The organism is Luteimonas sp. R10 (genome assembly GCF_045689605.1).
Taxonomy (GTDB): domain Bacteria; phylum Pseudomonadota; class Gammaproteobacteria; order Xanthomonadales; family Xanthomonadaceae; genus Luteimonas.
Map to the genome: position 1 here is coordinate 757570 of NZ_CP141262.1, position 23566 is coordinate 781135.

Consider the following 23566-nt stretch of genomic DNA (forward strand, 5'->3'; position numbering starts at 1 on the left):
GACGTGATGCACAGGGTCCTGCAGCAGATGCTGCTCCTCGGATGCGCGACGTGGGCCGTCGCCGCGTGCGCGGAGATGGCGCCGCCGCCTGGTGCCGGGCGGGCGGGTGACGCGGCCGCCACCGCCGACGTCTACGCGATGTCCGATTTCTCCCGGGTGCGGAAGTACGACGCCCACGTCCACGCCAACACCACGGGCACCGCGTTCCTCGAGCAGGCGCGCGCCGACGGCTTCGAGCTGATGTCGATCAACGTCGACTATCCGGACTTCCCGACCCTCGAGACGCAGCATGCGGCGGCCCTGGCGCTGGCGGCAGCGGAGCCGGCGCGCTTCCACTGGGCGACCACCTTCCCGATGGACGGGTTCGGCGAACCGGGCTGGGCCGACACGGTCGCGGCCGCGCTGGCCCGCGATGTCGCGCAGGGCGCGCGGGCGGTGAAGATCTGGAAGAACGTCGGCATGGTCGAGAAGGACGCCGACGGCCGCCTGATCATGCTCGACCATCCCGGCCTGGCGCCGGTGGCCGAGCGGATCCGCGCGCTGGGCGTGGCGCTGATCGGCCACCAGGGCGAGCCGCACAACTGCTGGCTGCCGCTGGAGGAGATGACCACCGACAACGATCGCGAGTATTTCCGCAACCATCCCGAGTACCACATGTACCTGCACCCGGAAGAGCCGGGCTACGAGGACCAGATCGCCGCCCGCGACCGGTTCCTGGCCGCGCACCCGCGGCTGCGCTTCGTCGGCGCGCACCTGGGCAGCCTCGAGTATGACGTCGATCGCCTGGCGGCGTTCCTCGACCGGTTTCCCCACGCCACCGTCGACCTGGCGGCGCGCATGAGCCAGGTGCAGTACCAGTCCGTGCGCGACCGCGACAAGGTGCGGGACTTCTTCATCCGCTACCAGGATCGGGTGCTCTACGGGACCGACCTCACACTCGGGCCCGATGCGGACCCGGACGAGTTCAGGCGACAGGCGCATGCAGTCTGGCGCGCCGACTGGCGCTACCTGGCCACCGCGGAAAGCCAGCGGGTGGAGACGATCGACGCCGACGTACCGGGCCTGGCGCTGCCGCGCGACGTGGTGGACAAGATCTACCACGCCAACGCCGCCAGGGTGTTCGCGCCCGCGCCCGCGGAGAACTGAGCGGTGTCAGGCGAGCAGCAGTTCGAAGCCGAGTTGCCGGCTGGCTTCGACGATCTCCTCCGGCGCGCCGGTGTCGGTGATCAGCGTGTCCATCGCGCTGACGGGAATGATCCGGTGCAGGCAGACCCTGCCGAACTTGGAGCTGTCGGTGATCGCGACGACGACGCGCGCGGCTTCGACCATCTTCCGGTTGAGCAGCGCTTCGGGCTCGTAGTGGGTGGTGATGCCGCGCTCCAGATCGAACCCGTCCACGCCCAGGAACAGGCGGTCCACGTGCAGCGCGCCCAGCGCTTCGACGGTCAGGCCGCCGTAGAAGGCCATGTTCTTGCGGCGCAGCTCGCCGCCGAGCATGACGATGTTGACGTTGTGCTTGGCGGTGAGCGCGCCGAGCACGCCGAAATCGTTGGTGACCACGGTGACGTCGATGTCGGGGAGCGCCTCGGCCAGCTGGATCGAGGTGGTGCCCGAGTCGATGGCGATGGTGTCGCCGGGCCGGACCAGGGTGGCCGCGCGCTGGCCGATGCGGCGCTTCTGCTCGAGATTGACGGTGCGCTTGGCCTCGTAGGGCGGCTCGATCGCCGCCCCGCCGACCACGCCGCTGTCGATCGCGCCGCCGTACGCCCGGGTCATCACCCCGCGTTCGGCCAGGTAGCGCAGGTCCTTGCGCACGGTCTGCATGCTGACACCGAAGCGCCGGGCCAGGGCGCCGACCTGGACGCTGCCCTGTTGGCGCACGAGTTCGCTGATCTGGAGACGGCGTTGGCTGGTGTCGCGGGTCGCTGCCATGGGGATGTCCTCGGGACCGGCGGGAGTATGCCAAATTTCGTTGTGTTTCGCTATTGATGTGAAACGAAACCTGTAATACGCTCGATTTCGTTGTTTACGTTCAGGCTTGTCGTCGCGCACCCAGGAGAGTCCCAGTGAACGCCGCACCTCATCGGAACGCGCTGTACCGTGGAACCGCGCTCGCCCTGCTGGTCTCGGGGACTGCGTTCGCGCAGCAACCGCCCGCCGGCACCGTGCCCCAGGACCCCTTGGCCGAGGATGCGGCGGATGCGCGCGAGGTGACCGAGACGCTGGACGCGGTGGTGGTGACCGGCGTCCGCGCCAGCCAGGCCCGGGCGATCGAACTCAAGCGTGACGCAGGCACCGTGCAGGACTCGATCAGCGCGCTGGAGCTGGGCAAGTTTCCGGACGACAACGTCGCCGATTCGCTGAGCCACATCACCGGCGTGGCGATCAGTCGCACCGCCGGCGGCGAGGGGCAGACGGTCAGCGTGCGCGGGCTGGGTCCGGAATACACCCTCACCACCTTCAACGGCCGCATCCTCGCCACCGACGGCGTGGGCCGGGACTTCGCCTTCGACGTGCTGCCGGCGGACGTGATCAGCGGCGCCGACGTGATCAAGGGCGCGCAGGCCATGAACACGGAGGGCGCGGTGGGCGGCCTGGTCAACCTGCGCTCGGCGAGCCCCTTCGACCGCGCCGGGCAACACGGCATCGTGCGCCTCGAGGGCGACCGCAACCTGATGTCGGAACTCGACGGCGGCAAGTTTTCCGCCGCCTACAGCAACACCTTCGCCAACGACACCGTGGGCGTGCTGCTGGGCGCGGTGTACAGCCGGCGCAAGGACCGCACCGACATCGCCGGCAACGACGGCGGCTGGACCCGCAACCCCGATCCCAACGACGAGAGCTGGCTGTGGGGCAACGCCTGGGGCGGCAACATCGACCCCAACGGCAACGGCGAGCTGGACGAGGACGAGTACGGGCTGATCGCGCCGGGCCAGTTCCGCGTCGGCTCGATCGTGGAGGAGAAGAAGCGCCACGCGCTGTCCGGCAAGCTCGAATGGCGGCCCAACGACGACGTCCGGATCGTGTTCGACGGGCTCAGCACCCGCCTGGACGCGCCCAAGGTCGGCTACCAGCAGTCGTACTACACGCTGTTCGCGCCCGGCCGCTGGTCGGATTTCGTCATCCAGGACGGCATCGTCACCGGCTTCACCATGGACAACCCGGACCCGGAGCAGCGGCTCAACCCCGAGCTGCTCAACGTCACCGAGCACCGCGTGGTCGACACCGACCTGTACGGCGTCAACGGCCAGTGGAACGCCACCGAGAACCTGACCCTGACCGGCGACGTCTACCGCTCGACCTCCAAGCGCTACTCGGGGGGACAGGACACCTACGTCGTCCTGCGCATGAACCAGCCCAACATCGCGCGCATCGCGCTGGGCGGGGCCGCGGTGCCGAACGTGTGGGTCGACTTCGACGACGGGCGCTCGCTGGAGAACGGCTTCGACCCCGCGCAGTTCGGCGCCTCGGACTTCAACACCCACTACATGGAACTGCTGGGCGACAACGTCGTCGACGAGATCACCGGCGCCACTTTCGACGGCGACCTCTTCGTCGGCCGCTCCTTCCTGGACCGGCTGCGCTTCGGCGTCGGCAGGACCGATCGCGAGAAGTCGCGCGAGCTGATCAACAACACCCTCAACGCGGGCGCCGACTACTATTCCGGCGCCAACGCGATCAACGTGGCGGACCTCGGCGGCAACGTGATCAACGAGTCGATCGCGCCGCCCAACTTCATGACCGGGGTACGCGCGGTGTTCCCGCGCTCGTTCCTCGGCTTCGACGTGCCCAACTACCTGCAGCAGCTCGCCGCCTACGATGGCAATCTGCGCGCCGACGGCAGCCCCTACGACTTCGCCAATGCCGCCCCGGCCTGGAACCCGCTGGAGAGCTACAGCGTCACCGAGAAGACCGACAGCCTGTGGCTGCAGCTGGAGATGTCCGGCGAGCGCTGGAACGCCGACGCCGGCGTGCGCATGGTCAAGACCAGGACCACTGCGCAGGCATGGGACGCGCAGATCCTGCGGATCGTCGAGAACGGCGCGTTCAACTACACCGCGGCCTACGACGAGCCGAGCGAGATCCGCCAGGACGGCGACTACACCTACTACCTGCCGTCGGGCAACTTCACCTGGCGCTTCACCGACGACCTGCAGCTGCGCCTGGGCGCCGCCAAGACGATGGCGCGCCCGCCGGTGAACATGCTCGCGCCGACCAATACCACCGCCAGCGTCTCCTGGGGCGAATTCACCCAGATCTACGGCGGCAACGTCGACCTCAAGCCGTACTCCGCCAGGCAGGCCGACGCGTCCCTGGAGTGGTACTTCGCCGAGAACTCGATCGCCAACCTCGCCGTCTTCTACAAGCGCATCGAGAACCAGATCACCACCAGCTGGGAGCCCGGCCAGGACATCGGCGTCGGCCCGATCGTCGACACCGACGGCAATCCCGTCACCACCGGCCCGACCCTGTTCAACGTGCAGCGCCCCATCAACGGCGACTACGCCAAGGTGCGCGGCATCGAGGCCGGCCTGCAGCACTTCTGGGACAACGGCTTCGGCGTGCGCGCGCAGTACACCCGCAACTGGTCCAAGAGCTTCGTCGACGGCGAGGAGCGGCCGCTGGAGGGCATCGCGCCGTCGGTGTACTCGCTGGGAGTGATGTACGAAAAGGGCCCGTGGTCGCTCGGGGCGACGGCCGACCGCACCGACGGTTTCGTCACCGCGATCAACGTGCTCGGCGTCGGCTACAACGAGGAGGCCGATCCGCTGACCTGGCTGACCGCGCACGTCTCCTACGAGTTCAACGACCGCTTCAGCGCCTCGCTGGAAGGCCGCAACCTGCTCGACGACGAGCAGACCTACAGCATCAACGGCAATCCGCTGCTGTCGCAGGGCTACTACAGGTACGGCCGCTCGATCACGCTCGGGTTGAGCTACAGGTTCTAGGCGCCGCCCCGCTGCCGAAGCGAGCAGCCGGGCCGGGGAAAGGAGCGCCGAAGCCCCGCGGTCGCGACGCCGGTCCCGGCACGGCTCACCGGCAGCGCGGCCCGCCCGGCGGCGCACCGCAGCGCCCGTGGCGCGGGCCGCGGCAACGGCGCAGCATCTGCCGCGCTTGGCTACACTGCGCGCATGGAACCCGAACTCCTCATCCTCGGCGGCCTGCTGCTGGCCGTCCTCGCGATCCAGCTGGTCACGCTGTTCCGCCGTCCGGGCACCACGCTGCTGGAACAGGCCATGCGCGAAGAGCAGCGCACCGGGCGCGGCGAACTGCGCGAGCAGCTGGAGGGCCTCGCGCGCCAGCAGGACGCGCGGATGGACATGTTCGCGCGCAGCCTGGGCGACCTGTCCACGCGCATGGACCAGCGCCTGGACCTGCTGCGCGAAAGCCTCGCCGAGGATGCGCGCAAGGGGCGCCAGGAATCGGGCGATTCGCAGCAGCGCTTCGCCGACGGCCTGGGCGCGCGGCTCAACGAACTCATCCAGCGCAACGAGCAGCGCATCGGCGAGATGCGCGCCACCCTGGAGCAGCAGCTCAAGGCGCTGCAGGCCGACAACGCGGCCAAGCTCGAGCAGATGCGCGCCACCGTCGACGAGAAGCTGCAGACCACGCTGGAAACCCGCCTGGGACACTCGTTCAGGCTCGTCTCCGAGCGCCTCGAGCAGGTGCAGCGCGGCCTGGGCGAGATGCAGCAGCTGGCCACCGGCGTCGGCGACCTCAAGCGCGTGCTGAGCAGCGTCAAGGATCGCGGCGGATGGGGCGAGGTGCAGCTGGAGAACATCCTCGAGCAGACCCTGACCCAGGAACAGTACGCCCGCGGCGTGCGGGTGCGGCCGGGCAGCATCGAGGCCGTGGACTTCGCGATCCGCCTGCCCGGGCGCGGCGACGAGGACGCGCCGGTGTGGCTGCCGGTCGATTCCAAGTTCCCGCGCGAGGACTACGAGCGGCTGCTCGACGCGCAGGAGAAGGGCGACGCCGAGGCGGTGCGCATCAACGCGGCGCAGTTGGAACGTGCGATCCGCGTGCAGGCCAAGTCGATCTGCGAGAAGTACGTGGTGCCGCCGCACACCACCGACTTCGCGGTGATGTTCCTGCCCACCGAGGGCCTGTACGCGGAGACCATCCGCCGTCCCGGCCTGGTGGACCTGCTGCAGCGCGAGCACCGCATCGTGCTCGCCGGCCCGACCACCTTCACCGCCCTGCTCAACAGCCTGCAGATGGGATTCCGCACCCTGGCGATCGAGAAGCGCTCGAGCGAGGTCTGGCAGGTGCTGGGCGCGGTGAAGACCGAGTTCGGCAAGTTCGCCACGGTGCTGGAGAAGGCGCACGGCCAGCTCGACACCGTGCAGAAGAGTCTCAAGCACGCCGGGGTGCGCACGCGCCAGATCGAGCGCAAGCTGAAGACGGTGGAGTCGCTGCCGGGCGGCGAAGCGCAGGCCCTGCTGGGCGACGAGCCCGAGGCATCCGAACCGTAGGCGCCGCGTCGCGCGCCGACGCCGGCACGGTCGCACCCCGCGAATCCGCGCCCCGTGGAGCGGAGCTTGCTCCGCTGCTGTCGGCTCCGGAGCCCGCGCAGCCGGGCAACTCGGCTCTACGGCCGGGCTCCGGAGCCGGTATGGCGGAGCGAGTTCCGCTCTACGGCGTGCCGGGATCACCGGCACCGCTGGGCAACGAGCCCGACGGCGGGGCAGGATCGCAGGCCCGCCGACCGGAAGCGAAGCGCAACGGTGTTTGTGGGAGCGACGGAAGTCGCGACTGTCGGGCGTCGCGACTTCCGTCGCTCCCACGCCTACCGGCTCCGGAGCCCGGCCGTAGAGCCGAGTTGCCCGGCTACGCGATCTCCGGAGCCGGCGGCAGCGCCGCGGAGCGAGCTCCGCCCTACGGCGTGCCGGGATCACCAGCATCGCTGGGAACGAACCGACGGCGGGGCATGGCCGTAGAGTCGAGCTTGCTCGGCTACGCAGGCCCCGGAGCCGACGGCAGCGCCGGAACGACCTCCGCTCTACGGCGTGCCCGGAATCACCGGCATCGCATCCACCGGCACCGTGGGGTTGGCTTCGTCGTCGAGCAGGTAATCCGGCAGCAGCTCGTCGTCGTCGCCTTCGCGGTCGCCGAGGATCTGGAACTGGCGGCGCTGCATCCAGGCATCGCGCACCAGCGCGTACTCGTCGGCGGCGCCCTCGCGCATGCGGTCCACCGCCATCAGCTGGGTGCGCACGTCCACCAGCTGCAGGCCCTGCAGGAAGATCCGGGTGCGGTTGTCGTCGAGTTGCCGGGTCGGCGACAGCGGCGCGTCGCCGGCCATGCCGAAGACGTCGCGCACGGTGCGCGGGCCGAACAGCGGCAGCTCGAGATAGCGCGAGCGCTCCCAGCCCCAGACGCCGAGCGTCTGGCCGAAGTCCTCGCTGCGGTTGGGGATCTCGGCGTCGCTGGCGGGATCGAAGATGCCGCCGATGCCCAGCGTGCTGTTGACCACGAACCGGCCCAGCGACTGTCCCGCCTGCTTCGGCTTGCCCTGGAGCAGCGCGTTGAGCGCGCTCACCGGCTGGCCGAGGTTGTTGAAGAAGTTGCGCACGCCCAGCCGGATCGGACGCGGCACCACGTTGAGGTAGGCGGTCGCAAGCGGCTTGGCGACGGTGCGATCCACCGCGTTGTTGAACTGGTGCATGCGGCGGTTGAACGGCTCCCACGGGTCGTAGCTGGCCGGCATCTGCGCCGGGTCGGGCAGGGTGGGATCGGCGATCGGGTCGTAGACCTCCTCGCCGTAGATCGCCGCGTAGTCCAGTTCGGCCTGGGTCGGCGCCCGGGGGCTGGCGGCGGGCGGCGCGGCGGCCTCGGCGGCGGCGCCTTCGTCGGGGAGCGGGTGTTCCGGGGCCGTCGGCTGCGGCGCATCCTGCGCGTCGCCCACGTCCGCAGTCGCGGGCGAATGGTCCATGCCCGCGGTCGCGGATGCCGGTGCGGCGCCGGCCGATCCGGCCGGGGCCGACTCGGTGCGGACCTGGCCGCCGGTGCCGGCGCAGCCCGCCAGCAGGAGCGCCAGCAGGGCGCCGAAGAGGGAATGGGGACGAACGGACATGGGGCGCGGTCTCATCCTTGTGGGGCATCCTGGTAACGGATGGCTGGTGGCGCGGACGCCGGTCAGCGGTTGTCGGCGAACGCCAGCGCCGGCGTCAGCCGGTACGCGGCGCGCAGGTCGGCCAGGCCGGCGGGATCGCCGGTGACCTCGACCGCGCCGCCGGCGCGGGCGGCCAGCGCCGACAGCAGGGCGAGGCCGGCGCTGTCGATGCGGTCGACCGCGCCGAGGTCGAAACGGCGCACGCCGTCCAGCGCTTTCGTCGCCTGCGGCCACAGCCCGGCGACGTCCGCGCGCAGCAGCGCGCCGCTGAACGCGAGCGCGTCGCCGTCGCGGCGCAGGCCAGCGCTATTGGCCGACATCGGCCTCGGCCTCCAGCTGCCCCTGGCGCAGCTCGTCGGCGACCTGCCGGATCGACTTGCGCTGCAGCTCGGCGTCGAACTGGCGCCGGAACGTGCTGACGAAGCTCACGCCCTCGACCTGCACGTCGAACACCTTCCACTGGCCGCCGGACTGGCGCATCAGGTAATCGACCGGGATCGGCTCGCCGCCCTGGCGCAGCATCTCGCTCGACACCTTGACCCCGAGCCCGCGCGGCAGCGGCGTCTCGGACTTGATGCGCGCCCGCAGCCGGGTGTTGAAGTCCAGCAGCGACGCGCCGTAGCGGCGCAGCAGGCTGTCGGCGAGGGCGTCGGCGAACAGCTTGATGTCGCCCTCGTCTGCGCCGCGGCCATGGCGGCCGAGCACCTGGCGCGCGGCGTAGTCGCGGTCGAACATCGTGTCGAACTCCTTCTGCACGAAGTCGTTCAACGCGGCGCGGTCGTTGCTGAATTCGCTGCGGCGCTGCTCCAGCGTGCCCAGGATGCGCTGGGTGTTGTCCAGCACCAGCTTGCTGGGCGAACCCTGGGTCTGGGCGGCGCCGGCGGCCGCGTCCTGCGCCAGCGACAGGGTCGGGGCGGCGGCGAGCAGGGCGGCGGCGATGGCGAGGGAAAACAGGTTGCGCTTGATCATGGGTTGGGCTCCTCGGGGGAAGGAAGCGGTTCGGGACCGGTGGAATCCTGCGGTGCCGCGGCCGGCGCCTGGTCGCCGCCGGGACCGCTGAACATGTACTTGCCGACCATCTGCATCAGGTCGACCGCCGGCGAGGTGTAGGCGATCTCCTCGCCCGGCTGCAGCGACTCCATGTCGCCGCCGGGCTGCAGGTCGACGTAGCTCTCGCCCAGCAGACCACCGGTGAGGATGCTGGCGGAAGTGTCGATCGGCATGTCGCGGTAGCGGTTGTCGATGGCCAGGGTGACGATCGAGTCGAAGCGCACCGGGTCGAGCTCGATCGCCGCGACCCGGCCGATGGTCACCCCGCCCACGCGCACCGGCGCCTGCCGCCGCAGCTGGCCGAGGTTGCTGAAGCGGGCGGTCAGCTCGTAGCTGTCGCCGCCGAGGCTGAAGCGGCCGTTGGTGGAGGCGATCGCCAGCACCAGCAGCGAGCCCAGTGCCAGCAGCAGGAAGGCGCCGACGGCGAACTCGAGACGGGGACCGCGGGAACTGCTCATGGGGTTGTCTCCGTGCAGGGGAGGCGCGCGTCGCGCCACGGCGAAAGGTAATCGGCCGCGGATTGTCGCGGATGCGCGCGGACCAGGCGTTTTACACCGCGTTCATCCGCGTCCGTCCGCGAACATCCGTGGCCGAACGACGATGTCGGGACGGTCGCCATGATCAGAACAGGAACGCCGACATGACGAAGTTGAACATCAGCACCAGCAGCGAGGCGTTGACCACCGCGCGCGTGGTCGCCACCGAGGTGCCCTCGATGGTCGGCTCGGCATGGAACCCCACGTACGAGGCCACCAGCGCCGCGGTGCCGCCGAACACGGCCGACTTGTAGAACGCATTCATGAAATCGCCGCGGAAATCCACCGCGTCCTTCATCGCCTGCCAGAACATGCCGCTGTCGATGCCGAGCACGTGCACCGCCTCGAAATAGCTGGCGCTGATCGCGAAGCTGCAGAAGAACCCGGTCAGCAGCGGCACCGTGATCACCGCCGCCCAGAACCGCGGCGCCACCGCCTTGGCCACCGGATCGATCGCCATCAGCCCGAGCGCGGTGATCTGGTCGGTGGCGCGCATCAGCCCCAGCTCGGCGGCGATCGACGAACCGGCGCGGCCGACGAACAGCAGCGCGGTCAGCACCGGCGCCAGCTCGCGGTACAGGCCCAGGCCCACCAGCACGCTGACCTGGTTGGAGGCGCCGTAGGTCTCCAGCGCGCGGAAGCCGAGCAGGGTCACCGACAGCCCGACGAAGGCGCCGCCGACGGCGATGATCGGCAGCGAGCGCGCGCCGATCTTGTAGATCTCGCGCACCAGCTCGGCGAAGAAGTCGCGGGTCGGCCTCGACGCGCGCAGCACCGACAGCGAGAACAGGCCGGCACGGCCGACGGAGCGGGTGGCTTCGACAAGCGGCATCAGGAGGCCCTACCGGAGGTCGGAAACCAGGAACAGCGCCGAGCCGAAGACAGCGCGGTCCTGACAGCCGCCGTGCTTCGTCGGAGCCCATGTGGGAGCGACGGCAGTCGCGACGCCCGCCGTCTCACCGGAGTCGCGACTTCCCGGCGGTGGCATGCCACCGCCACTCCCGCAAGCGAGTCGAGACGATCGATGTGGCCGCTCATGCCGCACGCTCCTGCGGCGCCGCGTCGAACGCGATCGGCCCGTCCGGCTCGCCGTCGAGGAACTGCCGCACCAGCGGATCGGCGCTCGACTGCAGCTCGTCCGGCGTGCCGGAGAACACGATGCGGCCGTTGGCGATCACGATCGCGCGGTCGGCCACCGGCAGCGTCTCGTGCACGTGGTGGGTGACGATGATGCTGGTCAGGCCGAGCGTGGCGTTGAGCCGCGCGATCAGGCTCATGATCACGCCGCTGGCGATCGGGTCCAGGCCGGTCAGCGGCTCGTCGTAGACCATCAGCGGCGGATCCAGCGCCAGCGCGCGCGCCAGCGCCACGCGGCGCGCCATGCCGCCGGACAGCTCGCGCGGGTACAGGTCGGCGGCGGCGCGCAGGCCGACCGCGTGCAGCTTCATCTCCACCAGCCGCCGGATCACCGGCGCCGGCAGCCGGGTATGCATGCGCAGCGGCAGCGCCACGTTCTCGGCCGCGGTCAGGTCGGTCAGCAGGCCGTTGCCCTGCAGCAGCACGCCGATGCCCTTGCGCAGCTCCAGCAGCTCGCGCTGGCGCTGCGGCACGCGCTGGCCCAGCACCTCGACGGTGCCCGCGGCCGGGACCAGCTCGCCGGTCAGCGCCGCCAGCAGGGTCGACTTGCCGCTGCCCGACGGGCCCAGCACCGCGGTCACGCTGCCGCGCGGCACCTCCAGCGCGATGTCGTGCAGCACCGTGCGCGTGCCGCGGTCGAGGCGGACACCGGCAAGGCGGACGGCGATGGCGTTGGATTCGGGCATGGGACCAGGGAGGCGGGAGGGGAGCCGGCAGCAAACGCGAGAGTTTGCATAGCTTGGCGGCTGCGGACTGAATCTTAACCGATTGACTGAACCAGAGAGTACAGAAATTGTCCCGCGGCCGGGCCGGCCTATCCCACCAGAGGCGCGGTTGCCGGGCGTCGGGCCCACGCATGCCGTCGTTCTCGTCGCGCCAGGGGACGGAAGGCGAACGCCGAGACCCGCCGCAGCCGGACCGTCGGCCGGCCGGGCGTCACCGCGAAGCCACGTCCCACTCGTCCTCCAACTGGCGCGACCGGTTCACCAGCATCCCTCCGGCCAGCAGCACCAGCAGGCACAGCCCGAGGAAGGCGAAGGGCAGCTGCCAGCCGTGCGTCAGGTCGTGCAGCCAGCCGAACAGCAGCGGCCCGGCGCACCCCAAGGCGTAGCCCACGCCCTGGGTGAAGCCGGACAGCGCCGCCGCGCCTGCCGTGCTGCGGGTGCGCAGGTTGATCAGCGTCAGCGACAGCGGAAACGTCGCCGGGCCCAGCCCCAGCAGCAGCACCCACAGCATCGTCCCGCGCAGCGGCGAGAACAGCAGCCCCAGGTAGGCGAGCGCCATGACCGCCGCGCACGCGGCCACCAGCCAGAACGGCCGCCGCAGCCGCACCGCCAGCAGCGGCATCGTCAGCGCCGACACCATGCCCAGCAGCGAGAACAGCCCGACCATGTTGCCGCCCAGCGCGCGGTCGCCGCCGGCCCCGACCAGGATCGTCGGCAGCCAGGTGAAGATCGTGTACGTGGCCAGCGACGTCATGCCGAACATCAGCGCCATGCCCCAGGCCAGCGGCAACCGCCACAGCGGGCGGTGCGGCGGAGCTGCGACCGGCGGCACCCTCAGCTCGCCCGGCAACGGCGGCGATGCAACCGGGGAACGGCGCAGCAGCACCAGCCACGGCACCGTCGCGGCCACCGCCGGGATCGCCCAGCCCGCCAGCGAGGCCGGCCAGCCGAACGCGTCCGACAGCGGCACCGCCAGGAACGCCGGCAGGAAGGTGCCCACCTGCAGCACCGAGATGTAGACCACGCTCAGCGGGCCGATGCGGTCGGGGAAGTAGCGCTTCACCAGCGGCGGCAGCACCACGTTGCCGACGCCCATGCCGGCCAGTGCCGTGGCCGAGGCCGCCAGCAGCGTCGCGGTATCGGCCGACGCGCCCCGCAGCAGCGAGCCGCCCGCGGTCAGCGCCATCGCCAGCAGCACCGCGCGCTCGAGCCCGATGCGCCGCACGATCCGCGGCGTGACCACGCCGAACAGCGCGAACGCCGCCGTCGGCAGCATGCCGAACACGCCGATCACGGTGGGCCCGAAGCCCAGGTCCGCGCTCACCCGGTCGAACAGCGGCGTCAGCGCGGTGACCGCGGTGCGCAGGTTGAATGCCGACAGCGCAATGCCGGCCAGCGCGACCAGCCGGCCGCGCCAGGGAGAAGTGGGGGACATGGCGCCAATTATCGGCGGCCCGCGCCCGCAGCGGTACACATGCGCCACCCCGGGACGCGAAACGGTGCGTCTCGTGATCGACGCGCGGGATGCAGCCTCCCGCCCTGACGGGCGGCGTGGGTCGAGTCCGGTGCGCGGGTGCAGGCATCGTGCGATCGCTTCGATGATCAGCGGCATGATGATCTGCGGCGTCGGGAGCCCGCATGTCGACGCACGACAACGCCAGCGCATCGCATGGCGATCACGCGACGCGCGGAACGCGGCAGCGCGGCGTCACTGGGCGTCGCGCGGACCGCGGACTGCGGACCGGTCCTGGCCGGTGCGGGCGTTCTCCCTGCTTGCGACGACGCTGGGAGACAATGCATCGCTCATGACCAGCGCCGCGCCCGACTTCCGCCTGTACCACTCCAATGCGCTCGACGTGCTCGCCGGCCTGCTGGCCGAAACCCTGCGCGAACCCGCGGACGGGCAGTCGCTGCTGACGCCGGACACGGTGCTGATCCCGCAGGTGGCGATGCGCCGCTGGCTGCAGGCCACGCTCGCCGCCGCGCACGGGGTCGCCGCGAACCTCGAATTCCTGACCCCGGGCGAATTCGTCGCCCGCGCGCTCACCGCCAACCTCGGCCCGGCCACGGACGAACCCGATGCGGCCACGCTGCGCTGGCGCCTGTACGCCGCGCTGACCGACCCGGGGTTCATGGCGCAGCCCGCGCTGGCGGCGCTGCGCGCGCACGTCGAGGGTCCGGACCCGCTGCGCGCGTGGGCGCTGGCCGGCGAGCTGGCATCGGTGTTCGAGAAGTACCAGGCCTGGCGCCGCGAGTGGCTGCTGCGCTGGGAGGCGGGCGCCGAGCCGGACGATCCGCAGGCGATCCTGTGGCGGCGCATCGCCCGCGGCCGCGGCCATCGCGCGCGGCGCATCCAGCAGTACCTCGACCGCTTCGAGGCCCGCGCCGCGCCGCTGCCCGCCGGCCTGCCGCCGCGGCTGTTCGCGTTCGCCACCCTCAACGTCTCGCCCGACGTGCTGCGGGTGCTGGCCACCCAGGCGCGCGTCGGCACGCTGCACCTGTACGTGCCCTCGCCGAGCCGCGACTACTGGGGCGACCTGCAGCGCGTGCGCGCCGGCGGCGCCGCGGCCGCGCACGACGATGCCGCCCGCTCCGAGAATCCGCTGCTGCAGGCCTGGGGACATGCCGGCCGCGACTTCATGGCCGTGCTCGGCGGCTACGAGGTGGTGCACCCGGACCTCGAGATCCGCGGCGACGCCGATCCGGGCGAGGGCGGCGGCGTGCTGCAGGGCAGCCTGCTGCGGCGGCTGCAGTCGGACCTGTTCCACCGCCGGCCGTCGCCGCCGCCGGCGCCGACCGCGGACGACCCGCGCACGCGCTTGCCCGCCGTGCGCCGCGACGACCCCAGCCTGCAGGTGCACGCCTGCCACACCCGCCTGCGCGAGCTGCAGGTGTTGCACGACCAGCTGCGCGCGCTGTTCGAGGACGCCCGCTTCGACCCGCCGCTGCAGCCGCGCGAGGTCGCGGTGCTGGCGCCGGACATCGATCCCTACCTGCCGTACCTCGACGCGGTGTTCGCCCGCCCCGGCCGCGACGACGCCATTCCCTACGCGGTCGCCGACGCCAGCCCGCTCGCCGGCGAACCGCTGGCCGAGGTGTTCCTGCGCCTGCTGGCGCTGCCGGTGGCGCGCTTCGGGCTGCAGGAAACCCTGGACCTGCTCGCCAGCCCGCCGCTGGCCGAATCGGCCGGGCTCGATGCCGCGGCGTTCGCGCGGCTGCACGCCTGGCTGCATGCAGCCGGCGCGCGCTGGGGCCTCGATGCCGCGCACCGCGCGCGCCTGGACGCGCCGCAGGACGATGCCTACACCTGGGCGTTCGCGCTCGACCGCCTGCTGCTCGGCCACGCCAGCGGCAGCGATGCGCCGATCGCCGCCGCGTCCGGCCAGATCGTGTCACCGCTGCCGGAGCTGGAAGGCAGCGCCCTCGACGCGCTGGACACGTTGATCCGGCTGCTGCGTGTACTCGCGCGCCACGCCACCCTGCTGGCCGAGGCGATGCCGCCGGCCGACTGGCGCGACCGCCTGCTGCGCCTGCTCGATGCGCTGCTGCCGCGCCCGCCGGCCACGCCCGCCGCGCAGCGCGCGCTGGACCGGCTGCGCAGCCTGGTCGACGCCTTCGCCGCCGACGCCGCCCGCGCCGGCTTCGATGCGCCGGTGCCGGCCGAAGCGGTGCGCGCGCACTTCGCCGCCGCGCTGGGCGAGGCCGACACCCGCGCGCCGCTGCTCACTGGCGGGGTCAGCATCGGCCGCATGGTGCCGATGCGGCTGCTGCCGTTCCGCGCGATCTGCCTGCTCGGCATGAACGACGGCGACTTCCCGCGCCGCGACCCGGCCGCCGGCCTCAACCGCCTCACCGCCGAGCTCGGCACCGAACGGCGCAAGGCCGGCGACCGCTCCACCCGCGAGGACGACCGCTTCCTGTTCCTGCAGCTGTTCGCCGCCGCGCAGGACGTGCTCTACCTCAGCTACCAGGGCGCCGACCCCAACGACGGCAGCGCCCGCGAGCCCTCGGTGCTGGTGTCGGAACTGCTCGAGGCCGCCGACGCCCAGCACGCGCCGCAGGCGAAGGCCGGCGCGGACCTGGTGGTGCACCACCCGCTGCAGCCGTTCGCGCCGGCCGCGTTCGGCGCCGGCGACGATCGCCGTTTCTCGTACCGGCGGCAGTGGTGGCCGGCCGCGTCGCAGCCGGCGCAGCGGCGCACGCCGCTGCCGCCGTGGTTCGACGGCGCCGCGCTCGCGCCGGCTGACGACGCAACGGAAGAAGACGCGCTGTCGCTCGACACCCTGCGCCGCTTCCTGCAGGCGCCCGCCGATGCGTTCCTGCGCCACCGGCTCGGCATGCGCCTGGCCGAAGTGGAGGCGCCGGAAGGCGACGTCGAACCGCTGCTCGCCCCCGGTCGCGGCCTGGCGCGGCACGCGCTGCAGCGCGCGGTGTTCGACGCCTGCCTGCGCGGCGACGACGACGCCACCACCCAGGCGCTGCTGCGCGCGCGCGGGCTGCTGCCCTCCGGCCCGCTCGGCCGGCGCACGCTGGAAGCGGTGCGCAGCGAAGTCGAGGAGTACGCCGAGGCGTTCCGCGCCTGGCGCGAAGACGCGGCGGCGGACGCGCCGCGGCTCGAAGCCCACATCGACTTGCCCGGATCGCAACACGGCGTGCGCCTGCACGGCCGCATCGCCGACGTCTATCCGCACGGCATCGCCCGGCTTCGTTTCGACCCGCCCAACGGCAACGCGTCGATCCGCAACGGCCTTGACTGGCTGCTGGCCAGCGCCGCCGGTCTCGACGCGCCGCTGGTCGAATTCCACGACGGCGGAGACGCCGGCAAGGGCCCGCACCCGCGCGACGCGCTGGCGCCCGAACAGGCCCGCGCGCTGCTCGCGCGCCTGCTCGCCCTGCGCGCCGCCGGCCTGCGCGCGCCGCTGACGTTCGCGCCCTACAGCGGCTGGGAACTGTTCACCGCCGACTCGCTAGAGAAGGGTCTCGACGCCGCCGCGAAAAAATGGCGCGGCAGCGACCGCGGTTGGGGCGAGGGCAATACCGAGGCGCTGCGCCTGGCGCTGCGCGGCCGCGACCCGTTCACCGACGAGGCCACGCAGATCGACTTCGTCGACCAGACCATGACCATCTTCGGCGCGCTGGTCGCCGGCACCCTGTATGGCGGCACCGACGCCGCCGCGCTGCATGCGCTCGCCGCGGACCTCGACGTCGAGGACGCGGAGTGAGCGCCGTCGCCGATCCCTACCTGGCGCTGCCGCTCGATGGCGTGCGCGCCATCGAGGCCTCGGCCGGCACCGGCAAGACCTTCACCCTGGCCACGCTGGTGGTGCGGCTGGTGGTGGAGGGCGGGCTGAAGCTCGGCGAGATCCTCGCCGTCACCTACACCGAGGCCGCCACCCAGGAACTGCGCAGCCGCATCCGCACGCGCCTGCTGCTGGCCGCGGACAGCGTCGGCGCCCCGGCCGCCGACGATGCATCGCCCGAGGCCGCGCTCACCCGCGCGATCATCGACGCGCACCTCGCGCGCGACACTGAAAGCGCGGACGCCCTGCGCCGCCGCCTGCGCGCCGCCGCCGACGAGATCGACCTGGCCGCCGTCTTCACCATCCACGGCTTCTGCGCGCGGGTGCTGCGCGAGCACGCGCTGGAGGTGGGGCAGGGCTTCGACGCCCCCGAGCTGATGACCGACGACACCGCGCTGCGCGAGGCGATCGCCGCCGACCTGTGGCGCTCGCACGGTGCCGGACCCGACGCCGCCGACGACCTGCTCGCGCTCTGGCCCGGCGGCCACGCCGCCTTGGCCGGCGACCTGTCGCCGCTGGTCCGCGAGCGGGTGCTGCGCCCGGCGCTGGCGGAACTGCCGGGCGACCCGCGCCCGCGCCTGCGCGCCGCCGGCGCCGCGCTGGCCGAGGCGTTCCGCGCCCATGGCGACGACTTCCGCGCCGCGCTGCTGGCGGCGGTGGAAGCCAAGGTGCTACACGGCGGCAGCTACAAGGCCGAGTGGATCGCGGCCCTGTTCGATGCGCTGCAGGCCTGGTGCGCAGGCGGCGACTACGACGCGCCGTTCGAGCACCCCAAGCTGGCACAGCTGCACCGCGACACCCTGCAGCAGCGCACCAGCAAGGCCGGCGCCGGCCGCACGCCGGATTCTCCGGTCTGCGATGCCGTGCCCGCCTACCTCGATGCGCTGGCCGCGGTGGCCGAATGGCACGACGTGCGCCGCACCGAATTGCTGCACCGGCTGCGCGGCGACGCCCGCGGCCGTGTCGGCCGCTTCAAGCAGCAGCAGCGGGTGCAGACCTACGACGACCTGATCGACCGCGTCGCCGATGTCTTCGACACCGACCCGGACGACGACGGCGCGCAAGCCGCCCACGCCCGCGCCGCGTCGCTGGTGGCCGCGCTCCGCCGCCAGTACCGCGTGGCGCTGGTGGACGAGTTCCAGGACACCGACCCGCGCCAGTGGCGCATCTTCGACCACGTGTTCGGCGCCGCCGGCGCGCGGCTGTACGGCCAGGTGCCGGCGCTGTTCGTGATCGGCGATCCCAAGCAGGCGATCTACGGCTTCCGCGGCGGCGATGTCGAGACCTACCTCGCGGCCAAGGCCACGGCCGAGGAAGCGCCGCCGCTGTCGCTCAACTTCCGCTCGCGCCCCGGCGTGCTGCGCGCGATCGCCGCGCTGTATGCCCAGGCCGACGCCGCCGGCCAGGCGCCGTTCGTCGACCCGCGCATCGCGTTCCGCGCGGTCGCCCCGGGCGGCCTGCGGCAGGACGGGGATTTCCTGCGCGACGGCGCGCCCGCGCCGGCGTTGACGTTGTGGCAGGCGCCGGAGCCTCCGCCCGACCACAAGGGCAAGGTCAAGCCCTACAGCGCCGGCCGCTCGCGCGAGCTCGCCACCCGGGCCTGCGTCGCCGCGATCCATGGCGTGCTGGGCGATGCGCGCGCCGGCAGCGCGACGATCGACGGCCGCCCGGTGCGGCCCGGCGACATCGCGGTGCTGGTGCGCTCGCACCACGAGGCCACGCGGATCCGCCAGGCGCTGGCGCTGGCCGGCATCCCGGCGGTCGCCGCCGGGCGGCAGAGCCTGTTCGCCACGGCGGAGGCGCGCGACGTGCATGCCCTGCTGCTGGCGCTGCTGCACGGCGCCGACGACAGCCGCCTGCGCACCGCGCTGGCCACGGTGCTGGTCGGCGAGGACGCGCAGGCCATCGCCGCGCTCGACCGGGACGGCGAAGCGCTGCGCCGGTGGCAGCTGGCCGCACTCGGCTGGCGCGACCGACTGCAGCGCGGCGGACCGCTCGCGCTGGTCAGCGACCTCTGCGCCGAACACGCCGCTCGCCTGCTCGGCCTGCTCGACGGCGAGCGCCGGCTCAGCAACTACCTGCAACTGGCCGAGCTGCTGCAGGAGGCGCAGGGCCGCGCGCTGGGCCTGCACGGCCTGGTCGACTGGCTCGCCCGCGCGATCGCCGCCGCCAGCGCCGACGACGACAGCCAACTGCTGCGGCTGGAATCGGACGCCCACCGCGTGCAGGTGGTCACACTGCACAAGAGCAAGGGCCTGGAATACCCACTGGTGTTCCTGCCGTTCGCAGGTATCGGCGGCCGCCCGCGCGACGCCGGCCGGCACGTCACCGTGGCCGGCGACGACGGCCGCGCGCTGCACTGGAAGTTGCTGCCGGCCGCAAGCGGCTGGGACGACGCCAAGCAGCGCTGGCTGCAGGCGCAGCGCGCCGAGGACGCGCGCCTGCTCTACGTCGGCCTGACCCGCGCGCGCCACGCGCTGTGGCTGGCCGGCGGCCGCTTCCACTGCCACGACAAGGCCGCGCTGGCGCCGATGATCGCCGACCCCGCCGCGCTCGGCGAAGTGCTCGGCGCCGACGTGCACATCGACGATCGCGAACCGCCCGAAGCGCTGCCCTGGCTGCCCCCGCAATCCAACCAGACAGTGCCGCCCGCGCGTATCGCCACCCGCAGCCTCGCCAGCGACTGGTGGGTCTACAGCTTCACCCAGCTGGCCAACGCCGAGGCAGGCGGCGATGCGTCCAGCGCGGCCACCGAACCCGCCTCCGGCGGTCACGACGAACCGGCCGTCGAGCCCGATGCCGCGGGCGAAACCGGTGCCGTCGACATCGAGGCGTACGACCGCCGCTTCGCCGGCGCCCGCTTCGGCGTGGTGCTGCACGACGTGCTCGAGCGCAGCGATTTCGCGCAATGGCGCGGCTGGACGCCCGGCATGCCGGCGCCGGCGGGCGAGGGCGAGGTGATCCTCGAGCGCCTGCGCGCCGCCGGCTACGCCGACGCCGACCTGGGCGACGGCATCGCCGTGCTCACCCCGCTGGTCGGCCAGACACTCACCGTCGCCCTGCCCGAAGGCGTGCGCCTGGCCGACGTGCCGCAGGATGCGCGCCGGGCCGAGATCGAGTTCCAGTTCGCGCTCGCGCCCACCCGGGTCGACGCCCTGCTGGCGCTGCTGCACCGCCACGGCCTGCTCACCGCGCGCACCGGCTTCGGCGCCCGCCGCAGGCTCGAAGGCCTGATGACAGGCCTGATCGACCTTACCTATCGGCACGACGGCCGCTGGTACCTGCTCGACTACAAGAGCAACCGCCTGCCCGGCTACGGCCCCGCCCACTTGGACGCGGCCATGGCCCACAGTGAATACGACCTGCAGGCCCTGATCTACACCCTCGCCCTGCACCGCTGGCTCCGCTTCCGCCTGGGCGCCCCCACCAACGCCGCCCCTGCCCCCCCCCCTGTGGGAGCGACGGAAGTCGCGACCCCCACCGGCTACGACTACACCCGCGACTTCGGCGGCATCCGCTACCTCTTCTGCCGCGGCCTCGACGCCACCCGCCCCGACGCCCCCGGCATCCGCGCCTGGCGCTTCGACCCAGACCTGGTCCACGCCCTCGACGCCTTGTTCCAGGGCACCCCCCACCTTGAAAACGGCCCCGAGCCCGCAAACACCCCGGAGCCCGCCAACAAGCCCCTCTCCCGTTCACGGGAGAGGGGTTGGGGTGAGGGCACCCCAGGCGGCACCGCCCCATGACCGCCTCCCTGCTCCAGGCCCTCGCCGCCGCCGGCGCCCTGCGCACCCTCGACCACGCCTTCGCCCAGAGCCTGCGCCGCCTGGACCCGGACACCCCCGACAGCGTGCTCGCCGCCGCCGCGCTCGCTTCGCTGGCGGTCGCGGCCGGCCACGCCGGCTTCGACCCCGCGCACCCCCGCCGCCTGGTGGAAGCCGACATCGACTGGCCGCAACCCGATGCATGGCGCGCCGACCTCGCCGCATCCCGCTGGGTCGCCCACCCCGACACCGGCGCCGCGGAATCCGCCCCCGACGCCCCGCTCGTGTACGAACACGGCCTCCTCTACCTGCGCCGCTACCGCGAATACGAACGCCGCCTGGCCGCCGGCCTCCACCGCATCGGCAGCGCCCCGGTCTCCTCTCCCGCCCAGTCGCTTCCCCCGGCCACGCCCGAAGATGCCCCGGCCCGATCTCTTCCCCCGTTCACGGGGGAAGAGGCCCGCAGAGCCCGCCCCGGACCTGATCCGGGGGCAGAAGGGGGCACCCCCGCGCCACCCACCGACGACCTGCAAGCCCAGGCCGTCACCGCCGCCCTGAACCACACCCTCCTGCTCATCACCGGCGGTCCCGGCACCGGCAAGACCACCACCATCACCCGCATGCTGGTGGCGCTCATCGCCCAGGCCACGGGCGCCGGCGCCCCGCCGCCGCGCATCGCCCTGGCCGCCCCCACCGGCCGCGCCGCCGAGCGCATGGCCGAAAGCGTGCGCAACGCCGTGCAAGCCCTGCCCACGCTCGGCATCGACCCCGCACTCGCCGCCCAGCTGCCCACCACCGGCACCACCCTGCACCGCCTGCTCGGCACCATCCCCGACTCACCCGCCTTCCGCCACCACGCCGACAACCCGCTGCCGTTCGACGTGGTGGTGGTGGACGAAGCCTCGATGATCGACCTGCCGCTGATGGCCAAGCTGGTCGAAGCCGTGCCCGACGGCGCCCGCCTGGTCCTGCTCGGCGACCCCGACCAGCTGCCCTCGGTGGAAGCGGGCGACGTGCTCGCCGGCATCCTCGCCGCCGCCCAAAGCGTTGCCACCGCTCCCGCTGCTGTCGCGGTCACCTCTCCCGCTCGCGGGAGAGGTCGCGCCGAAGGCGCGGGTGAGGGCGCTCTTCCCCCAGCAGCCCACGCACCCACCTTCCCCGCCCGCCACATCCACCTCACCCGCGGCTACCGCCAGAGCGCCACGCTCGACCTCGCCCCCCTCGCCGCCGCCGTGCGCGAAGGCGACACCGCCACCGCCCTGTCGCTGCTGCGCAGCGGCCAGCTCTCCGGCGTCCACTTCCACGAAGGCAACACCGACCCCCTGCAATCCCACCGCGACCACCTGCTCGCGCACTGGACCGCCCTCGCCGACACCACCGACCCCGCCGAAGCCCTCGCCCGCGCCACCCGCCTGCGCATCCTCACCGCCGTGCGCGAAGGCCCCCAGGGCGCCCGCGGCCTCAACGCCCGCATCGAAGACCTGCTGGCCGGCACCCGCCGCGGCGCCGGCCCCGCGTCCACCGCCAACCGCTATTTCCACGGCCGCCTGCTGCTGATCACCGAGAACAGCTACCGCCACCGCCTGTTCAACGGCGACATCGGCATCTGCCTGCGCGATGACGGCGGCACCTTGATGGCCTGGTTCCCCGGCGACGATCCACGTAACCCGCGCCCCTTCCACCCCGCCGCGCTCCCCGCGCACGACAGCGCCTTCGCCATGACCGTGCACAAGGCCCAGGGCAGCGAGTTCGACGAGGTGTGGCTGGTGCTACCGGAGCGCTTCAACCGCGTGCTGTCGCGGGAGCTGGTCTACACCGGCGTCACCCGCGCCCGCAGCGAACTGCACTTGGCGGCCAGCGAAGCCACCCTGCGCGAGGCGCTGTTGCGGCATGCGGAACGATGGTCGGGTTTGGGGTGGCGGTTGGGTGGCAACGCGGTAGGCTGAAGATCCCAAGCACGCACATGGAAGGAGAGAAGAGATGAAGAAGGACCTTGTCCACAATCTCACCGAAAGCTTCGAGGCGCATTCCAACAGGACCGACGGCGGCGTCGAATTCTGGCTGGCCCGCGATCTGCAGCACCTGCTCGGGTATACCGAGTGGCGGAACTTCTCGAGCAACGTGATCTCGAAGGCAAAGACCGCCTGCGAGGTCTCGGGGCATGAGGTCTCAGACCATTTTGTTGGCGTCAACAAAATGGTCGACCTGGGATCCGGCAGCCAGCGCGAGGTCGACGACATCATGCTCACGCGTTACGCCTGCTACCTGGTTGCCCAGAACGGCGACCCGCGCAAGCAGGAAATCGCGTTCGCGCAGACCTACTTCGCGTTGCAGACCCGTCGCGCCGAACTGATCGAACAACGCCTGCTCGAAACCGAGCGCTTGCAGGCGCGCCGCAAGCTGAGCGAAACCGAGAAGGAACTATCCGGCGTGATCTACCAGCAGACCGGCGGCAACCAGGACTTCGCCACGATCCGCAGCAAGGGCGACCACGCGCTGTTCGGCCGCAACACGCAGGACATGAAGCAGCGCTGGCAGGTGCCCGCCAGCCGCCCCTTGGCCGATTTCGCGCCCACGCTGATCCTCAAGGCCAAGGACTTCGCCACCGAGATCACCATCCACAACGCACGCGAGCAACGCATGCGCAGCGAATCCGCGATTTCGCAGGAACACGTGTCCAACAACCGGGCGGTGCGCAACACCCTGCTTGGCCGCGGCATCGTTCCGGAGAACCTCTCCCCGGAAGAAGACGTCAGGAAGGTTGAGCGCCGCTTGACGGCCGAAGACAAGAAGGCGCTCAAGAAGCCGGAAGCCCTGGACGATTGACGCGCAGCAAGCGCAGAGCGGATCCAGTTGCGCCAGGAGGCGCCTGAACCCCACTCCATCAGCGCAGCCAGTCCCCAGGTGTCGAGGAATGCCACCACGCCGACAACCTGCT

The 23566-nt window shown here is 72.1% G+C and carries 15 protein-coding genes; 7 read left to right on the plus strand and 8 right to left on the minus strand.

Annotation, left to right across the window (positions count from 1 at the left end):
* Window positions 1-6: 6 nt before the first annotated feature.
* The gene (locus tag U3649_RS03305; RefSeq protein WP_407353470.1) at window positions 7-1146 is read left to right on the plus strand and encodes an amidohydrolase family protein; all 1140 of its coding nucleotides are present in this window, start codon (window positions 7-9) and stop codon (window positions 1144-1146) included.
* Window positions 1147-1152: 6 nt separating this feature from the next.
* On the opposite strand, the gene agaR is transcribed toward U3649_RS03305, so the two are convergent.
* Entirely contained in the window at window positions 1153-1932 is a 780-nt protein-coding gene (gene agaR / locus U3649_RS03310) for a transcriptional repressor AgaR (protein ID WP_407353471.1), read from the minus strand.
* Window positions 1933-2066: 134 nt separating this feature from the next.
* Between agaR and U3649_RS03315 the strand changes: the two genes are divergently transcribed.
* Together U3649_RS03315 and U3649_RS03320 are read left to right on the plus strand one after the other, a co-directional pair.
* On the plus strand, window positions 2067-4949 hold the full coding sequence (locus U3649_RS03315) for a TonB-dependent receptor (RefSeq protein WP_407353472.1): 2883 nt from the start codon (window positions 2067-2069) through the stop codon (window positions 4947-4949).
* A gap of 183 nt (window positions 4950-5132) precedes the next feature.
* Window positions 5133-6476 (plus strand): DNA recombination protein RmuC, encoded by a 1344-nt coding sequence (locus U3649_RS03320; protein WP_407353473.1) that lies wholly within the window; start codon window positions 5133-5135, stop codon window positions 6474-6476.
* A 527-nt stretch (window positions 6477-7003) separates the two neighbouring features.
* Here U3649_RS03320 and U3649_RS03325 read toward each other — a convergent pair.
* The 7 genes from U3649_RS03325 to U3649_RS03355 form a co-directional block, all read right to left on the minus strand.
* Window positions 7004-8077 (minus strand): VacJ family lipoprotein, encoded by a 1074-nt coding sequence (locus U3649_RS03325; protein ID WP_407353474.1) that lies wholly within the window; start codon window positions 8075-8077, stop codon window positions 7004-7006.
* Between the two features lie 62 nt (window positions 8078-8139).
* Window positions 8140-8436 (minus strand): STAS domain-containing protein, encoded by a 297-nt coding sequence (locus U3649_RS03330; protein ID WP_407353475.1) that lies wholly within the window; start codon window positions 8434-8436, stop codon window positions 8140-8142.
* Window positions 8423-9082 carry a phospholipid-binding protein MlaC gene (locus U3649_RS03335; protein WP_407354533.1) on the minus strand — a complete coding sequence of 220 codons (660 nt, stop codon included), beginning with the start codon at window positions 9080-9082 and terminating at the stop codon, window positions 8423-8425. The genes U3649_RS03330 and U3649_RS03335 overlap by 14 nt, the downstream gene beginning before the upstream one ends.
* Window positions 9082-9624 (minus strand): outer membrane lipid asymmetry maintenance protein MlaD, encoded by a 543-nt coding sequence (mlaD, locus tag U3649_RS03340; RefSeq protein WP_407353476.1) that lies wholly within the window; start codon window positions 9622-9624, stop codon window positions 9082-9084. Before mlaD ends, U3649_RS03335 begins: the two co-directional genes overlap by 1 nt.
* A gap of 163 nt (window positions 9625-9787) precedes the next feature.
* The gene (locus tag U3649_RS03345) at window positions 9788-10534 is read right to left on the minus strand and encodes an MlaE family lipid ABC transporter permease subunit (protein WP_407353477.1); all 747 of its coding nucleotides are present in this window, start codon (window positions 10532-10534) and stop codon (window positions 9788-9790) included.
* Window positions 10535-10736: 202 nt separating this feature from the next.
* On the minus strand, window positions 10737-11525 hold the full coding sequence (locus U3649_RS03350; RefSeq protein WP_407353478.1) for an ABC transporter ATP-binding protein: 789 nt from the start codon (window positions 11523-11525) through the stop codon (window positions 10737-10739).
* A 250-nt stretch (window positions 11526-11775) separates the two neighbouring features.
* On the minus strand, window positions 11776-12999 hold the full coding sequence (locus tag U3649_RS03355) for an MFS transporter (RefSeq protein WP_407353479.1): 1224 nt from the start codon (window positions 12997-12999) through the stop codon (window positions 11776-11778).
* Window positions 13000-13369: 370 nt separating this feature from the next.
* On the opposite strand from U3649_RS03355, the gene recC reads away from it, so the two are divergent.
* The 4 genes from recC to dinD are packed head-to-tail and all read left to right on the plus strand — an operon-like array spanning window position 13370 to window position 23454.
* Entirely contained in the window at window positions 13370-16786 is a 3417-nt protein-coding gene (gene recC / locus U3649_RS03360) for an exodeoxyribonuclease V subunit gamma (protein ID WP_407353480.1), read from the plus strand.
* Window positions 16783-20610, plus strand: coding sequence for a UvrD-helicase domain-containing protein (locus U3649_RS03365; protein WP_407353481.1), 3828 nt, complete (start codon window positions 16783-16785; stop codon window positions 20608-20610). The genes recC and U3649_RS03365 overlap by 4 nt, the downstream gene beginning before the upstream one ends.
* Window positions 20607-22574, plus strand: coding sequence for an exodeoxyribonuclease V subunit alpha (gene recD / locus U3649_RS03370; RefSeq protein ID WP_407353482.1), 1968 nt, complete (start codon window positions 20607-20609; stop codon window positions 22572-22574). The genes U3649_RS03365 and recD overlap by 4 nt, the downstream gene beginning before the upstream one ends.
* Before the next feature lie 34 nt (window positions 22575-22608).
* Entirely contained in the window at window positions 22609-23454 is an 846-nt protein-coding gene (gene dinD / locus U3649_RS03375) for a DNA damage-inducible protein D (protein WP_407353483.1), read from the plus strand.
* Window positions 23455-23566 lie beyond the last annotated feature (112 nt).

Excerpts from the sequence above, each read along its gene's own strand:
- mlaD (WP_407353476.1), bottom strand. The coding sequence starts at position 9,624 with ATGAGCAGTTCCCGCGGTCCCCGTCTCGAGTTCGCCGTCGGCGCCTTC.
- U3649_RS03305 (WP_407353470.1), top strand. The coding sequence starts at position 7 with ATGCACAGGGTCCTGCAGCAGATGCTGCTCCTCGGATGCGCGACGTGG.
- recD (WP_407353482.1), top strand. The coding sequence starts at position 20,607 with ATGACCGCCTCCCTGCTCCAGGCCCTCGCCGCCGCCGGCGCCCTGCGC.
- U3649_RS03325 (WP_407353474.1), bottom strand. The coding sequence starts at position 8,077 with ATGTCCGTTCGTCCCCATTCCCTCTTCGGCGCCCTGCTGGCGCTCCTG.
- U3649_RS03345 (WP_407353477.1), bottom strand. The coding sequence starts at position 10,534 with ATGCCGCTTGTCGAAGCCACCCGCTCCGTCGGCCGTGCCGGCCTGTTC.
- U3649_RS03320 (WP_407353473.1), top strand. The coding sequence starts at position 5,133 with ATGGAACCCGAACTCCTCATCCTCGGCGGCCTGCTGCTGGCCGTCCTC.
- dinD (WP_407353483.1), top strand. The coding sequence starts at position 22,609 with ATGAAGAAGGACCTTGTCCACAATCTCACCGAAAGCTTCGAGGCGCAT.
- agaR (WP_407353471.1), bottom strand. The coding sequence starts at position 1,932 with ATGGCAGCGACCCGCGACACCAGCCAACGCCGTCTCCAGATCAGCGAA.
- U3649_RS03355 (WP_407353479.1), bottom strand. The coding sequence starts at position 12,999 with ATGTCCCCCACTTCTCCCTGGCGCGGCCGGCTGGTCGCGCTGGCCGGC.
- recC (WP_407353480.1), top strand. The coding sequence starts at position 13,370 with ATGACCAGCGCCGCGCCCGACTTCCGCCTGTACCACTCCAATGCGCTC.
- U3649_RS03330 (WP_407353475.1), bottom strand. The coding sequence starts at position 8,436 with ATGTCGGCCAATAGCGCTGGCCTGCGCCGCGACGGCGACGCGCTCGCG.
- U3649_RS03350 (WP_407353478.1), bottom strand. The coding sequence starts at position 11,525 with ATGCCCGAATCCAACGCCATCGCCGTCCGCCTTGCCGGTGTCCGCCTC.